This is a genomic window from Kitasatospora acidiphila, from assembly GCF_006636205.1.
Taxonomy (GTDB): Bacteria; Actinomycetota; Actinomycetes; order Streptomycetales; family Streptomycetaceae; genus Kitasatospora; species Kitasatospora acidiphila.
The window spans coordinates 334,606-349,698 of the sequence record NZ_VIGB01000003.1 but is presented as its reverse complement, the minus strand read 5'-3'; the positions used below and the strand labels follow the sequence as shown (position 1 = coordinate 349,698).

The 15,093-nt window shown below is 68.4% G+C and carries 10 protein-coding genes and 2 pseudogenes; 7 read left to right on the top strand and 5 right to left on the bottom strand.

Annotated features, from left to right (window positions below; all coding sequences use genetic code 11):
- Positions 1–9: 9 nt before the first annotated feature.
- Positions 10–1,691, bottom strand: a pseudogene (locus E6W39_RS02685) (IS4 family transposase).
- Between the two features lie 467 nt (positions 1,692–2,158).
- Between E6W39_RS02685 and E6W39_RS02680 the strand changes: the two are divergent.
- Both E6W39_RS02680 and E6W39_RS40870 read left to right on the top strand, forming a co-directional pair.
- Entirely contained in the window at positions 2,159–4,150 is a 1,992-nt protein-coding gene (locus E6W39_RS02680) for a WD40 repeat domain-containing serine/threonine protein kinase (RefSeq protein ID WP_141632075.1), read from the top strand.
- A gap of 282 nt (positions 4,151–4,432) precedes the next feature.
- Positions 4,433–4,666 (top strand): annotated as a pseudogene (locus E6W39_RS40870) (hypothetical protein); the annotation flags it as partial.
- 73 nt (positions 4,667–4,739) lie between these two features.
- Here the strand turns inward: E6W39_RS40870 and E6W39_RS02675 are convergent.
- Positions 4,740–5,159, bottom strand: a complete 420-nt coding sequence (locus tag E6W39_RS02675) for an effector-associated constant component EACC1 (protein ID WP_141632074.1) — start codon at positions 5,157–5,159, stop codon at positions 4,740–4,742.
- 74 nt (positions 5,160–5,233) lie between these two features.
- Between E6W39_RS02675 and E6W39_RS02670 the strand changes: the two genes are divergently transcribed.
- The gene (locus E6W39_RS02670) at positions 5,234–7,534 is read left to right on the top strand and encodes a caspase, EACC1-associated type (protein WP_141632073.1); all 2,301 of its coding nucleotides are present in this window, start codon (positions 5,234–5,236) and stop codon (positions 7,532–7,534) included.
- Positions 7,535–7,806: 272 nt separating this feature from the next.
- Here E6W39_RS02670 and E6W39_RS02665 read toward each other — a convergent pair whose 3' ends face one another.
- From E6W39_RS02665 to E6W39_RS02655, 3 genes are all read right to left on the bottom strand, one after another.
- Positions 7,807–8,298, bottom strand: coding sequence for a hypothetical protein (locus tag E6W39_RS02665; RefSeq protein ID WP_141632072.1), 492 nt, complete (start codon positions 8,296–8,298; stop codon positions 7,807–7,809).
- A gap of 438 nt (positions 8,299–8,736) precedes the next feature.
- Positions 8,737–9,582 carry an NAD(P)-dependent oxidoreductase gene (locus E6W39_RS02660; protein ID WP_141632071.1) on the bottom strand — a complete coding sequence of 282 codons (846 nt, stop codon included), beginning with the start codon at positions 9,580–9,582 and terminating at the stop codon, positions 8,737–8,739.
- Positions 9,579–11,006 carry a hypothetical protein gene (locus E6W39_RS02655; RefSeq protein WP_141632070.1) on the bottom strand — a complete coding sequence of 476 codons (1,428 nt, stop codon included), beginning with the start codon at positions 11,004–11,006 and terminating at the stop codon, positions 9,579–9,581. Before E6W39_RS02655 ends, E6W39_RS02660 begins: the two co-directional genes overlap by 4 nt.
- 515 nt (positions 11,007–11,521) lie before the next feature.
- On the opposite strand from E6W39_RS02655, the gene E6W39_RS02650 reads away from it, so the two are divergent.
- From E6W39_RS02650 to E6W39_RS02635, 4 genes are all read left to right on the top strand, one after another.
- Positions 11,522–12,073 (top strand): ATP-binding protein, encoded by a 552-nt coding sequence (locus E6W39_RS02650; protein ID WP_141632069.1) that lies wholly within the window; start codon positions 11,522–11,524, stop codon positions 12,071–12,073.
- A gap of 306 nt (positions 12,074–12,379) precedes the next feature.
- Complete coding sequence (locus E6W39_RS02645) at positions 12,380–13,402, top strand: thymidylate synthase (protein WP_228717924.1); 1,023 nt, start codon at positions 12,380–12,382, stop codon at positions 13,400–13,402.
- Positions 13,399–13,920: a nucleoside-diphosphate kinase gene (locus E6W39_RS02640; protein WP_228717923.1), complete on the top strand. Its 522-nt coding sequence runs from the start codon at positions 13,399–13,401 to the stop codon at positions 13,918–13,920. Before E6W39_RS02645 ends, E6W39_RS02640 begins: the two co-directional genes overlap by 4 nt.
- Positions 13,917–15,092 (top strand): radical SAM protein, encoded by a 1,176-nt coding sequence (locus tag E6W39_RS02635; RefSeq protein WP_141632068.1) that lies wholly within the window; start codon positions 13,917–13,919, stop codon positions 15,090–15,092. Before E6W39_RS02640 ends, E6W39_RS02635 begins: the two co-directional genes overlap by 4 nt.
- Position 15,093: the final 1 nt, after the last annotated feature.

The window sequence follows — 15,093 nt, the reverse complement described above, 5'->3', positions numbered from 1 at the left end:
GCCACGTAGTTAAGCCGTGGACGGGCTCGTCAACATCGATGCCATGGCTGGTTGAAGGGGTCTGCTGTCGGCCCACTCTGCGGTGAGTGTGTAGTGCCCGTGCCCGGTCTTGCGGAGGATTCCTTCCTTGACCCAGTGGCCCAGTTGCGTGCAGAGGCTGCGGGTGTGGTCGATCCCGAGCGTGTGGGCGATCTCCTTGGCTTCCACGCTCGGAGCGGGTCGGTGCGCAGGAGCTGAAGGGCCCGGTCGCGGCGGCCGTTACTCGCGGCTGGGGGAAGAGCCGTGGGTTCCGTGGCTGTGTGCTGCGGGGGCTGTTGGCCCGCGCGTGCCGTGTAGACCGTGACCGCCAGATGCGTAACGTCCGTGCTGGTCACCGGGCGTTCGTCGGCAGCGTTGCTCCGGTATCGCACGGCGGTGGACTTCACCCTGCGGGCGCTGACGCGCGCCCGGCGCTTGGGCAGGAGTGCCTGCAGTACCGCGCGGGTAATGACGCCGGGGCCGACATCGTCCGGTAGGACGCTGTCGGCGGTGATCACCTGGTTGCGTGCGGTTTCGAGGGCGATGGTGAAGCTGACGCGGTCGGGGTCGGTGCCCGGCTCGGACTCGGCGGCTTCCGTCATGGCGCGTCGCAGTACCTGGTAGAGGGCGAGTTGGGCCCACATCTCCTGGGCGAGGCCGAACGGGTCGCCGGAACGCAGGACGAGACCGCAAAGCAGCGTGTGGCGTAGGGCATAGAAGGCGCTCTCGACCTCCCACCGCTCGTGATAGAGGTGGACCAGGGCGGCAGCCGGGTCGGTGCGGTGGTCCAGCAGAGTTGTGGCCAGCAGGTAGCAGTCGCCGGTCCGCTGGCCGTCGCTGGTGGTCATCGTGATGTAGGCCTCGATGATCCGCAGCTTCAGGCCGTTGATCCGGGTGAGGTAGGAGCCGTCGGGCAAAGCGGCCAGGACAGCGGGAGTGCGCTGTTTCTTCAGTCGGATCAGCAGGTGCGCACCGGTGTCCGCGACCTTGGTCAGGAAGTCGTCAGAGGCGAAACCCCGGTCGGCCAGCAGGAGCATGTCCTCCTTGAGTAGAGGCAACAGCTGCACCGCATAGCCCAGTTCGCCGCAGCTCGTCGGCCCGAAGACCGCTCCGAGCAGGGACCGGGTCCCAGTCTCGCACAGGGTCATCAGCCTCAGCATGGGGTAGCCGTCCCAGACACCCTGCCGACAGATCTTGCCCAGCCGTCGTCGGATCCGAGGCTGATCGGGGGCCTTGATGGAACTGCAGCCGTCCACCGCGACGGTACGCCAGCACCGATAGCGCACTCCGGGCGTCGAGGGCCGGGCCACCGGCCCGGCCAGCGTCTCGAACAACATCTTCAGCGGGGCCGGTCCCAGCCTGCGGCGCAGGTCTCGTAGCGCCTTCTCCGACGGCCGGGCACGACCCAGCGGCCCCAGCCCGGCCGTCAGTTTGTCCCAGACCCGCGCGTAGCCCACCGCGGGGAACAGGGCCAGGGCGAGCACGAAGTACACCCCTACACGCGACGGCAGCTGCCGAAGGCGCTCCTCGACCGTGCGCGTCCGCACCAGTACGTCATCGACGAGTTCGAAGGGCACATGCTGCGTCAACTCCCCCAGATGTCCCGGAGCGTAGACACCGTCCGCAACGCGGATGGTACGGGTGAGCACGGCGGTGGCAGACTGATATCGCAACGGGACCCCTTACGCGGCAGGAAGACCTTGGTCGGCTTCACTGCAGTAGCAGGGGTCCCGTCATTCACGGTGATCAAGCCCTGGCCAGCCATGGCATCGATGTTGACGAGCCCGTCCACGGCTTAACTGCGTGGCGTTGCGACCGTCTCACTGGACTTGAAATCTTCCGGGTGGTGCGTTTGCGTCAGGTCATGGCGGCGGGCGCGCAGCAGGTGGGTCAGTGGGCTTGCGGGCGCGCCGGCCCCAACTCTTGGCCTCGTCCCCGTGTCCGCAGTAGCGGTGCAGCCAGTAGAGCAGATGCGCGCGGTGCCCGACCCGGTGGCAGGCCACGCCAACCGACGCCGCGCTGGAGGAGAATACCCAGGAGTTCGCGGAGCACGGCAATCGCGTCTGTCTGCCGCTGGCGGACTGCGCCAGAGCCCTGAACCCCCGGGCGGGGCCCGACGCGGCATGAGTACGATTCCGGCATGACGGGGACTGGCGGGAATCTGGTTGGCGGGCGCTACCGCCTCACAGCGGTGGTGGGGCAGGGGGGCATGGGCCGCGTCTGGCGCGGCTGGGACGAGGTGCTCGGACGCCAGGTTGCGGTCAAGGAAGTGCTGCCGGCCCCCGAACTGTCCGCCGAGGAGCGGTCCCAGCTCATCCGCCGAACCAAGGTGGAGGCGCAGGCAGCGGCACGGCTGAGGCATGCGGGGATCATCACCGTGCACGATGTGGTCGAGCAGGACGGCGTGCCGTGGATCGTCATGGCGTACGTTGACGGTCCCTCGCTCGGCGCGCTGATTGCCCGTCAGGGGCGGTTGGGCTGGGAGCAAGTAGCCGTGATCGGGGCGCAGATGGCTCAGTCCCTCGCTCACGCGCACAGTGTTGGTGTGGTGCACCGCGATCTCAAACCGGACAACGTCCTCATGGACGGCGAGCAGGCGGTGCTCACCGATTTCGGGATCGCCCGGATCCTGGACACCGCCTCGACGCTGACCGCGACGCATACCGTGGTCGGGACACCGCAGTTCATGCCGCCCGAGCAGTTGAACGGTCAGGCGGTGGGGGCGTCCGCGGACTTGTGGTCCTTGGGGGCGACGCTCTTCACGGCCGTGGAGGGGCATCCGCCCTTCACCGGTCAGACTCTGATGGAGATCATCACCGCCGTACTGGTGAAACCGGTGCCCACGGCCGCGCATGCCGGACCACTCGCGGACGTCCTGGCCGCGCTCCTGGTCCGGGAGCCGGGCATGCGGCCGGATGCGGCGGAGACGGCACGCCGCCTGCTCGCCCTCATCGCCGCTCCCTCGCCGGCGCCCTCACCCGCTCTGCGTGCCACGCCGATCCGGACGGTACCGGATCTGCCCATGAGCGCGGCCCCGCCCCGCCCCGAAGCCGCCCCCGGACTGTCGGCCGCCCCCACCGAATCCGCAGCAGCACCCGCCGCCGCTCCCGCCCCGAGTTCAGGCCGGGTGACGGGGATGCGGAGGCGCACCCTGATCCTCGGCGGCGCCGGCGCCGGTGTTCTGGCCGCCGTCGGCATCGGGGAGGCGCTGTCGCAGATGGGCGCCAGGCCGGCGAGGCGGTCCGATATCCATGGGGCGCTCCTGGCGGCCACCCTCTCCAGTACCGATACCGAGATCAATGTGTACGCGGTGGCCTTCAGCCCTGACGGCAAGACCCTCGCCACTGGCGGCGACGGCAGTCTCCGCCTGTGGGACGTCGCTGCCAAGAGCTCCATCGCCACTCTCAGCGGATACGGCGACACCGTGAAGTCGGTGGCTTTCAGCCCTGATGGCAAGACGCTCGCCAGTAGCCTCGACAACGGGGTCCGCCTGTGGGACGTCGCCGCCAAGAGCTCCGTCGCCGCTCTCCAAGGACACACCACCTACGTGAATGGGGTGGCCTTCAGCCCTGACGGCAAGACCCTCGCCAGTGGCAGCGAGGACCGCACCGTCCGCCTGTGGGACGTCGCTGCCAAGAGCTCCGTCGCCACTCTCGACGGGCACACTAGCGGCGTGTCCGCGGTGGCCTTCAGCCCTGACGGCAAGACCCTCGCCGCTGGCTGCGACGGCAACGTCCGCCTGTGGGACGTAGCGTCCAGGAGGTCCGTCGCCACTCTCGACGCGCACACCAGCGGCGTGTCCGCGGTGGCCTTCAGCCCCGACGGCAAGACCCTCGCCGCCGGCTGCGGCGACTACGACGTCTACCTCTGGGACGCCGCTGCCAAGAGCTCGGTCGCCACTCTCCAAGGAACCGGCGGTGTGTACGCGGTAGCCTTCAGCCCTGACGGCAAGACCCTCGTCAGTGGCGGCGACTACCACAGCGTCGGTCTGTGGGATGTCGCGTCCGGGAGCTCCATCGCCACTCTCGACGGACATACCGAAACCGTGTGGTCCGTGGCCTTCAGCCCCGACGGCAAGACCTTCGCGTGTGGTGGCCACGACGGCAACGTCCGCCTGTGGAACCTGGTGTAGGGACAGGAGGCCGCGAGAGGCCCCGTTGCCTTCTTCTCATGCGGGAACTCCTCAGTGCGCCAATCGTCCAGCGGGAGCAGACCGGCATCGATCAAGGGGGCGAGGCAGGCCGGCGCGAACGTACGCCGTCCACTACCCCGCCCGACCGGCCCTCGATCATGACCCAAGGTCACCTCACCGGAGACGCACCCTCGAATCCAGTGGAAGGGCAGCTCCAGGAAGGCGTCCTCCGCCGGGTCCCTATCTGTCAGCCTTGGGTGAGACATCCCGCTTTGTCGGGTTAGTAACGGCCGCCGCGACCGGGCCCTTCAGCTCCTGCGCACCGACCCGCTCCGAGCGTGGAAGGCCAAGGAGATCGCCCACACGCTCGGGATCGACCACGCCCGCAGCCTCTGCACGCAACTGGGCCACTGGGTCAAGGAAGGAATCCTCCGCAAGACCGGGCACGGGCACTACGCACTCACCGCAGAGTGGGCCGACAGCAGACCCTTCAATCAGCCATGGCATCGATGTTGACGAGCCCGTCCACGGCTTAACTACGTGGCGTTGCGACCGTCTCACTGGACTTGAAATGTTCCGGCGGGGGTGCTCATGCGGGGTGAGCTTCGTTGTCGTCGTGCGCCTCCTGGTCGCTGGTCACCTGCTTGCTCGTGGCCTGCTCGCCCACAGCGCGGAGCAGGGCGACCAGGTCTTCTGGTGGCTGGTTGGTGCTGGTGAGGTTCAGGGTGCGATCACCGATGGTGAGGGTGATCTCGATGCTGGTCCGGCGCTGTTTGAGGTACGTCAGCAGGCAGCGCGACAGGGCAGTGCCGGTGGTGCCTGTACTGAGTGCGACGACCACATCGGCGAGCGTACCCATGCTCTCGGGGTCCGCCCGCTCGATTTGCTGACGAAGTGTCACTCTTGACCGCAAAGCGGGGTCACGGCGCAGCCAGGACGCCAGTGTGGAAACCTCGCCCGGAGCGAGGCGGAGGGTGGCTTCGACGCGGGGTTTGTCTACTGTACTCATGGGTTGATGATCGCAGTGACGCGTTGGTGCGCAGTAGGCATCCGGGCAACCGCACAGCGGGGTGAGGGGGTTACGTGGAGTCGGGTGATCGGCGCGGCTGGCGGGTGGTGCTGATCGGAGCTGCGACGTACGAGAACCTCCATCAGTTGCCGGCCGTGAACAACAACCTGCGTGAGTTGCGGCGGGTTCTGACGGACCCGCGAATGGGTGGTGTGCCGCCCGAATGCGTCACCGTCCTGGCCGATGCGGACGATCCGGCGGAGATCTTCCGAGTGGTGGATGCGGTGGCACAGCAGGCGGAGGAGACGCTGTTGGTGTACTTCGCCGGCCATGGGCTGCGGGACCCGTACGACTACGAGACGCTGTACCTGGCCCTCCGCGGGGCCGAGGACGGAAATCCGTACACAGCCTTCGACCCCGCGCTGCTGCTGAAGCTGGTACGGCGAAGCCCCGCAGGTAACCGGGTGGTGATCCTGGACTGCTGCTTCAGTGGTCTGGCCGGTCACGAGCTGATGGGCAGCGGTCGGCGCGACGTGCTGGCGGGCTTGACGCCGAGCGGTAGTTGCCTGATCACGGCCACCTCCGGGACGGAGGAGGCGAAGGCGCCGGCAGGGGAGGTGTACACCTACTTCACCGGAGCGCTGTTGGAGATCCTGCGGGACGGGACAGGCGACCGGGGCAAGGACAGCGACGGCGACGAGGGAGGGCTGACGCTGGCGGAAGTGTTCGCCCGCTTGGTGCGGCACAGCGAGGACCATGGGCGACCGCGCCCGCAGCTCTATGGCCGGGACACAGCCCAGCAATTGGTACTGGTGCGGGAGCGGCGCCCGGAGGTCGAGGCTCAGCCGTTCGCTGTCAAGGGGCGGCATCTGCGGCGCTGGCCCTGGTGGGTCGCGGTCCTGCTGGTAGGAGGCATGCTGGTAGGAGGCATGCTGGTGGGCGGCGGGTTGAGCGCGGCTTGGGCATTCGGCTGCTTGCCCGCCTGGGCGGCGGCCGTCGGGGCGGCAATGTGCCTGCTCGGACTGGTGCTGCCTATCCTCGCAGCTCTCGTGGGCGCGAAGTTCAAGGTCGTCATGGACAGTGCGGGGATCACGGTCCATTACCGTGGGGTCCCAGAGCTCGGTCATCGCTGGGCTGGGCTCAGTGGAATCGTGATCACTCGGCAGAAGGATGGGAGAACCGCGTTCAGCGTGCGCCCGAGCGAGCCGCAGCCGCTGTTCCACCGAGAGGTGCTGTCCGAGCTTCCGCGACGTGACGGCGAGCTCATCAGACTTCTCTATGTGGATGAGTTGCGCTGTACGCCGGACGTGCTGCTGACACAGCTGGCCCGTTTCATGCCCGACTGGCTGACGGAAGCGGAAGCGGTTTCGGCGGGCGATGCGGTCGACATCCGTCCTGGACGGGAGGATGTCATCGTCGGCTGGGGTGTGGTCGTCTTGGTGCTGTCGGTAGCGATGATCTTCGTGGTCGCAGACCCGGGCAGTCCGATGGCAGCGTCGTTCGCGTGGGCCGGTGAGGTAGCGGCCGTTGGGCTCTTTGCTGTGGTCACCGTGCTGGCCTGGCAGTGGACCCGAGAGTCGGCCGCAGTACAGATCGACCGTGACGGGATCGGCGTGTCGGTCCGAGGACGACAGATCTCACTGCCCTGGAGCCAGGTCGAGTCGGTGGCGGTGGCGAACTGCTGGCCAGGACGTCGCTTGGTGGAGCGGATTGGCTTCCTGGTCGTCCGGCTACGGAGTGAGACAGCCAGGGTCCAGACTGGGCATCTCGGCCCCTGGCGCACACGACACGGGTCGGTCATGCTTATGCCGCTCGGATACCACCGCGAACGCCCGGCAGAGGACACGCTTGCCCGCTTCGCCGGGAGGCGCTGGCGCCCGCTCGACCACACGGTCGAAGCTGTGCGGACAGCGTCAGGCAGCGTTGTCGTCCCGCTGCGCCTGCGCGGACCACGAGCGGTGCTGGCACTGTTGGGTGCGGTCGGTGTGTGCGCGGGCCTTGCCTGGCTCTGGCCAACGCACGGACTAGTCGTTCGACTTGCCGGGGCGGTCCTTGCGGCGGTCCTGCTCCTGCTGGGCCTCTGGTGGTTACTGGTCGGAGATCCAGGGGAGCTCCGGTTGGACAACCACGAACTGACCGGGTTTGTGCTCGGTATCAAACTGGTTGCCATTCCACGGGAGGCGGTGAAGCGTGCTGAAGTGCTGGTGGGGAGAAGGCTGAGGCTGCGTTTGGAGACGAACATGGATGTGCGCAAGCGCTGGCCGCTGGCCACGACGGATCTGGATGTCATCGATGTCGTCCCTGTCACTGGACATCTTGCCGCAACGGAAGAGGACCTCACTCGGGCTCTGCAGCATTGCTGGCCAGGATGTTAAGCAGACCATGGCAAGGGCCAGCGGCTGGATGTCCTGACGCGGTGGAGAAGCGGCCCCGGGCGCCGTTGGCAGAACCTGGGAGTCTGCCATGGTCTTCGACGTACCCCGACAACTGGGGAGTTGAGCATCAGGTCGCGAGGTCTACCGGCGTGCAGCCGTGCAAGGTGACGACTTGGCGGCAGGCGACGATCCAGTGGATCTGCGGGTCCTCGTACGCGACCTGGATCAGCTGCTGGTCGGCTCGGAGGGGCAGCGCTTCGAGGGTGGCGGGGTTATGGAGGAGGCCCGCAACGCCCCACGACTGGACGCGTTCGACACGGATTGCGACATGGCCGGCGCGAAGGTGCGGGGCAATGCGCCGCTGCCTCCAGGGCGTGCTGCCGGCACACGGGCGGGGCGGTGGTCCGTTCCCCATCTTCGACGGGGCGGCCGTCGTTGCGTAGGACGAACAAGGTGGCCTCGTCGTCTTCGGTCTGGGTCGGGCGGGCGCAGACTTGGCACAGGAGGTCGTTCATGCACCTGCGCTGCCGCAGCGCGTGGACGCCGTCGAACCGGGCGCGGCCCCGGCCGCGGGCCATCGTGTGGGGGATCCACAGGGCGCCGCGCCAGTCCCGGTCGTACAACGACTCATCGTGGTAGCCGAGCCGCATGCCCCCGCCCCGTCCTCTGCGCACCAGGGTGGGGATGTGGTTGCGCTCGTCGGTCCACGGGGTGATGTACGGCACGGTCAGCCCGCGGTAGGTGAGCTGGGAGGCGGAGACCACGATGTGCTCCTGGGCGTAGGTGTGAGAGGTGGAGTGGATGTTGAAGTGGGGAGGTGTGGTCGGCGGAACCTTGGCTGGCGCTGGTGGTGGTCCTTCAGCAGCACAGCCGGGTGTCGGTGGCGAGTTCGTCAGCAAGTCGGCATCTTGGCAGGGGAGTTTGCGCTGCCGTTGCTGTTTGAGGGCGCACTGCAGGAACGCTTGGCGAGCCGGTGGCCCAGCGCTTCGGCAGCCGATACTCGTCGGATTGTTGACCGCGAGCGCCAGGGGCCGGCTGGTCGGCAGACGCTTACCACCAGCCGGTGAACACCGGTCCGGTTCAGGTGAGTTGCCGGGCGAATAGCCATGGCGGCGCGCCATTCGCCGGTTCGACCGCCTCCGATCTTTGCGGTGCTGTGGTCGGAGCGGGCCGACGGTGCGATCCGCAGGAGGAGGTGCCCGCTACGAGGGCTGGCGGTGCAGCGCGGCGAGCACCCTGGTCAACGGCGGCCGATCGGTGTCCTTGAGGGTCGCCCAGTGGGCCAGCGTCCTGGAAGCGGCCAGAGCAAGGTCGTCCGGGAGGCCTGCCTCACGAAGGGTGCGAGCGATCTCCTGCATCTCGGGCCCCCAGCGCCACGCCCGCGGTGCCACGGACCGCAGGTACTCGCGGTCCAGCAGAATGTCGGACGGCATCGATGCTGCCTCCGCCAGGAGTTCATCGCTGACCCCGTGGTCGTCAGCGAGCGCGTGGGCCACAGCCGCCAGGGTCCGGGCGGACTTCTGGTAGGCCGCGAACGCCATCTTCAGAGCCGATGCGGCTCCCGGTTCCCGGTCGAGGACGCGAGCGGACACCAGGGTTCCGGCGAACAGGGCGGCGACCGCCTCGGCGTGCTGCTCACCACCGGCCAGGTACAGGCGGGCACCGACACCTCCACCCGGCAGCGGGCCGATGATGGACCCGTCCACCAGAGCAGCCCCGGTCGGCTTCAGGATCCCCTTGATCGTCGCCACGGTGCCGGGGCTCACCGCGTTCGCCTCCACATACACCCCGCCGAAGCCGACCGCCGCGACCTGTGCCGCCAGGTCCTCGGCCGCAGCGGGTGGGCAGATGCTGAACACGATGTCACTGCCGGCCAGCGCTTCGCCCAGGCGGCTGGCCGGCCGCAGCCCCGCCGCCGCGGCGCGGTTCGCTGTCGCTGCGCTCCGACCCTCGGTCACCCAGAGGACGTCGTGGCCGGCCAGGCGGAGCTGGTGGGCGACCGCCGCTCCCATCTGCCCCGGGTGCAGGACGGTGATCACGCTGCTCATTCCATGTCTCCTGCGGGAAGGGCGGGCGGGCGAGTACTGCTCTGAAGGGCATCCAACAACACCGTCCCGGCCGAGCTGCGACCGGCCGGCAATTGGCTAAGCCGCCGGGCGAACAGGTCCAGGCGGCGAGCAACGCTCTCGGTCGGCCGCCGGGCGGACACCTCCAAGACCATGTCGACCTGGTCAGCCGCCCCGTCGAGTTGATCGGCGCACAGGTCCGCCAGCGCCAAGTCCATCCGTGCCAAGGACAGTTCACCGAGGCGCTGCTCGGCAGCGGGAAGGCTGGTGTACATGCCGACGGACTCCTCGGCGCTGCGCCCAGCCAGGGCGATGTCGCCGGGTTCCCCGAGCCAGAGGTAGGACGTGCTGGCGTAGAAGTGCTGTTTGGCAACGGGGAAGGCCATCATGCCGCCGAGCAACTCGCTGCCGTCCCACTGCTCGCGGAGGTCGTCCGCGCGGTGGAGGGCCGCGAGCGCATCGGTGCGGTGTCCGAGGCGGGCATGGGCGCGGGACTCGATACTGGCCAGTCGAATCCCGGCGGTTCCGCCCTCGGGAGTCAGGTCGGTAGCCGACTGGGCGAAGTGGACCGCGTCGGCCGGTCTGTTGTCCCAGTAGGAGATTAGGGCCTGCATGCCGTGGAGCCAGACCTGCAGGGAGTGGTGCCCGGCCTGCTTGGCGCACAGCAGCGCGGTGCGAGCGTGGGTATGGGCCGCATGGTATGCGCCGAGGTCGAAGGCAGCGTTCGCGAGGACCCCGCACAGGGTGCCGGCCAGGACGTAGAGGTCCTTCGTCATGAGCGGCGGTTGCCGACCCTCCAGGAGGGAGAACGTGCGGTCCCGTAGCGTCTTCGCCTCGAGGAAGAGCGGGACGACCGGCCGGTTCGGGTAGGTGGACACGATCCGGGCCACATCCGCGGCCATCTGCTCCAGGGTGTGGGGTCCGACGTTGGTCGTTTCGGCCAACTGCGCGAAGCGTGCTGACTCGTCTGCGGCAGATGCCATCAGTGCGGTCCAGGTGTTCTCGGTGGTGGGATCCGATCCCGGTACGGAGGTGGTGGTCATCAGGGTGGGGCCGACGGCCAGACCAGTCTGCGGTGCGGAGGAGAAGAGGGCTTCGGCGGAGCAGTCGAACATGTGCTCAAGGACTCGCCGTGAGGCAGCCCTGGGCAGCCCGTTGAACTCCCCGCCCAGCCATCGCATGAACTGGCGCTGGCCGATCTCAAGGCCGGCGATGGCGGGGTTGGCCTCCGTTTCGGCGAGGTGCTGGGCGGCCTGGCGGAAGTTGGCGAGGAAGAGTTTGTACTCCTCCAGCCCCCGCTGCCTTGCCAGCGTTTGAAACAGAGTCGACTGCATTACTACCTCCCCGACTGCCTGATCCCATGCTGCGGCACAAACGATGTCCGATGCGAGTGCCGACCGGTGCAAGGTCGCTCAATGTCGTCGGAAGTCAGCACGGGTCACCTGACGTCATGCGCGCGGTACTTGGATCGGGCCGTCCTGTCGTCGACCCTTGATCACGGCTCGCAGTTCTTCGCATTCGCAACGTGACCGATGGTCCAAGTTGCTGGGCTGCGACGGCGCTTCTCAGCTTTCGGCTCAAGCGGCAGTGAACTCACCGCGGAAGAGGACCAACATGACGCTCGTTCAGGTGAGGCCGGACTCGCCCGGTGCGATCCCGCTGCGGCATGCCCCTGCAAGCTGCCGGACTGCAGCTCCACTTGTTGGCGATGGCCCGCGCGATCTGGCCCGTGCCACAAGGCACGAGTCGGTTGCAGAGGCACGCGCTTTCGCTGCCCACGTCGTCGCCGACCTGGAGGTTGATGCCTCGGTGGTGGCGACCGTGCTTCTGGTCTTCAGCGAACTCGTCACGAACGCCTTGAACCTCAGGCGCCCGGCCCGCCAGGGTCGACCTGTCCTGTTATCCACTCGGGAGGCACTCCGTGTCCCAGGCGTTACTCCCGCGTTCCACACTGCAGCTGGCCGAGAGGCCGAACGCTGTCCGTCTGGCTCGACTGCACGCGACGGATGTCTTGTCGCGTTGGGGCGTGCCCTCAGATGTCGTGGGGACGGTCGAGCTCCTCGTGTCGGAGCTGGTCACGAACGCCGTACGGCATTCCGAGAAGAGCAAGCAGCTGGCCTCGGTCCCGGTGCACACGTTCGAGCTCACCCCGGAGCTTGTCGACGGTGCGATCAGGCTGTTGGTATGGGACCGGGATGGTCGGCCCCCGGTGCTGAAGCAGGTCGGCGTCGAAGCGGTTAGCGGTCGCGGGATCTTCATCGTTGCGGCGATGAGTACCCGGTGGGGGCATTACCCGGCGAACGGGGGAGTCGGGAAGGTCGTTTGGGCGGGAGGTGGCCCTCACTGCCATCAGCGGGCCGCCGACGAGGGCGGGCGCCAGTCTCCGGGCGGCGTCGACGGAGCGCCGGTCAGTCCGAATGTGGTGGGCCGCGTCCTTCTCGGTATGAGGGGGCTTCGAGTTGGAGCCACCTGAGGGGCTGGCGAAGGCCGGCCGAGCACCTGGCTGATCGTCCAGCCGAGCGGTAGGCAGGGTTGGCGGACCGCGCGTGCCCCACGCTCGCCGTAGACAGCCCCACCGCGGCGTGACCCCGGCGCAAGATCGCGGTCCTGATGGCCACTGCCGGATGCCTCACGGCGGCTGGCGTCTTCGCCGGGGGGATCAGCCCCGGCTATCCAAGCTCCTTCCGGTCGCTCCCGGGAGAGAACAACGCCCGTGCGTGGGCCTCAATTCGGATCCCCGCCCGCCCTCCCAATCCGCACCAAAGAAGTGGAGTCCAGCGTGATAGCACCTGCCGTCTTCCTCTCGTTCCAGCACGCCTACGCTGCCGTCCTGCGGCACGTCACCGAGAACAACGAGCACGTCAACACCGCCCGCGGGAACGACAGTCACGAGGTCCTCGGTGCGAGCTTCCGGCTCACCGACCCCCGGCAGCGGGCCCTGTTCCTGACGAGCCGGCCGGTCAACCCGGTCTACCACTACGCGGAGGCGCTCTGGTACTTGGGCGGCCTGCGGAACCTGGACCTGATCGGGCACTACGCCTCCCGCCGACGGGCGGACTCGCGCGACGGCACGACCATTGAGGGTTCGGCCTACGGCGCGCGGATCTTCGCCGCCCGGCCCGACGGCGCCCCTTCCGAGTTCGACCGGGCGTTGGAGCTGCTGAAGGCCGAGAAGGACAGCAAGCGCGCGTACTTGCCGGTGTTCGAGGCCCGCGACCTGGATGAGATCGGTCATCCCGACCTGCCGTGCCTGGTCGGACTCCAGTTGCTGGCGCGCGACGGCTACCTGCACATGATCGCCTACATGCGCGCCAACGACGCCAACCGGGGCATGGTTTGCGACGTCTACAGCTTCACCCTGATCCAGGAGTTCGCCGCTGCCCAGCTCGGCCTGCGCCTGGGCTCCTACACCCACCACGTGGGGTCGATGCACGTCGGCGTCCGCGACCTGGAACGCGCCGGCAGGGTGCTGGAGGAGACCGCGGCCAGCCCCAGGGCCATGCCGCTGTTCGCGGCCCCGGTGATGCCCGCCCACACCACCTGGAAGCACATCCGGACCGTGCTGGAGCACGAGGAGCTGCTGCGCACCAACCAGGTCCAGTACACCCCGGCCGACATCGCCGGGCTGGACCTGCCTCTGTACTGGCGGCGGGTGCTGCTGCTCTTCGAGGCGCACCGTCAGGTGGTCAACTGCCCGACCGAACCCGTTGATCGGCAGCTGCTCGAAGCGCTGGAGCCGGGCGCCCGCTGGCAGTTCGAGCGCCGCTGGCCCACCCGGGTCGCCACCGAGGAGGTCAGGTGAGGCAGGACCCGATGCGCGAGGTGGACTGGTCGCGCTGGAGCGTTGTGCTCCTCAAGCCGGACTGCCTGCGGCGCGGTCTGAGTGACCGGGTGCTGGCCCGGCTGGAGCCGGCCGCGCGGATCGTGCACCGGCGGCGGGTCGTCGTGGAGGACTGGCAGATCCACGTCCACTACTGGGACCTGCTGGTCGATCGGGACCTGTTCGACGTGGACGTGCCCGGCTGCCTGCGCGCCACCTACGTGGGGCAGCCGGTGGAGGTGGCGCTCGCCCACGGCGAGCCGGGCACCCCCGAGCGGCTGCGCGACCTGCTCGGGCACTTCGACCCCCGCCAGGCCGAGCCGGGCACCATTCGCGCTGATCTGGGCACCGACAGCCTCACCGCCGCCCGCGCCGAGCAGCGCCTGGTGGAGAACCTGATCCACACCTCCGACCATTCGCGCGCCGCGCGTCGGGACTTCGGGACGTGGTTCGGCGCCGGCCAGCACCAGTTACTCGACATCAAGGAGGACCACCGATGACGACCGCCGCCCCCAGGGCCCGGCGCCAGCTCCCGATCCTGACCGCCGATCAGATCGCCCAGCTCAAGCCGGAGCTGGCCGAGATCATCGAGTACCGCAAGTCCGGCCTGTCCCTCAACCACATCGTCGGCTGCCCGCTGGACTGCGGCTACTGCGTGCGCCACCTGTTCGACAACTTCGAGCTGAAGACGCCCCGGGCGCTGATGAGCGACGAGGCCGCAGTCGCCCTACTGACCGGGCACCGGTACTTCCGCCCCCACCGCACGCCGATCCAGATCTTCAACCGGGCGACGGACCCGATGCTGCCCGTGGTCAAGCCGCACACGTTCAACACGCTGCGGCTGCTGGACGGGCAGGAGCTGACCAACCACGTGCTGATCATCACCCGCTGGCGGGTCAGCCCCGAGGACTGCCAGGTCCTCAACTCCTTCCGCCACATCCGTTTGACGGTCCTGGTCACCCACTCCGGCATCGAGCACCCCAGCATCGAGCCGGTGGACTCCGCCATCGCCGCCGCCAGCCTTCAGACCCTCCACCGGCACGCCGAGCGCTACCGCACGGTGCTCTACTGGCGGCCGATCGTGCCAGGGCTCAACGACTCCGACGAGCGCATCCAGCGGGCGCTGGAGTTGTCGCGGCACGCCGACGCCACGGTGTTCACGGGCCTGTTCTTCCGCAATGAGATCGCCGCCTACTACGAGTCCCACGGCCTGCCGATGCCGTATGAGGACACCGCCCGCCGCAAGATCATGCCGGAGGAATCCGAGCGGCGGATCCTCGCCGCCTTCCACCGCCCCGATGACCAGGGCGAGCCGTACGGGCCCCTGTTCCGCAAGACCAGCTGCGGGGTCGCCTACGCCCACAAGGTGCCCGACTACAACGGCCACTACGGCATCCAGGAGCTCTGCGACATCTGCCCGGTCGCGCAGCTGGGACTGTGCCACGACGTCTGGCAGGCGCCCACCGTCGAGGAGGCCACCGAGCAGGCCCGTGCTCTCGGAGCGATCGGCGACGTTGAGGTGAACGAACGCGCCATCATCGTCTCGGGCTTGAACGAGCCGCCGCGCTACTTCCTGCAGCACGGCTTCGGCTACCAGGTCCACGACCGTGACAAGCCGCACCACCACCGCAGGCACGGCCGCGCCGACATCGGCTGGCCGGCCCCCCAGTAAG

Excerpts from the sequence above, each read along its gene's own strand:
- E6W39_RS02680 (WP_141632075.1), top strand. The coding sequence starts at position 2,159 with ATGACGGGGACTGGCGGGAATCTGGTTGGCGGGCGCTACCGCCTCACA.
- E6W39_RS02675 (WP_141632074.1), bottom strand. The coding sequence starts at position 5,159 with ATGAGTACAGTAGACAAACCCCGCGTCGAAGCCACCCTCCGCCTCGCT.
- E6W39_RS02660 (WP_141632071.1), bottom strand. The coding sequence starts at position 9,582 with ATGAGCAGCGTGATCACCGTCCTGCACCCGGGGCAGATGGGAGCGGCG.
- E6W39_RS02635 (WP_141632068.1), top strand. The coding sequence starts at position 13,917 with ATGACGACCGCCGCCCCCAGGGCCCGGCGCCAGCTCCCGATCCTGACC.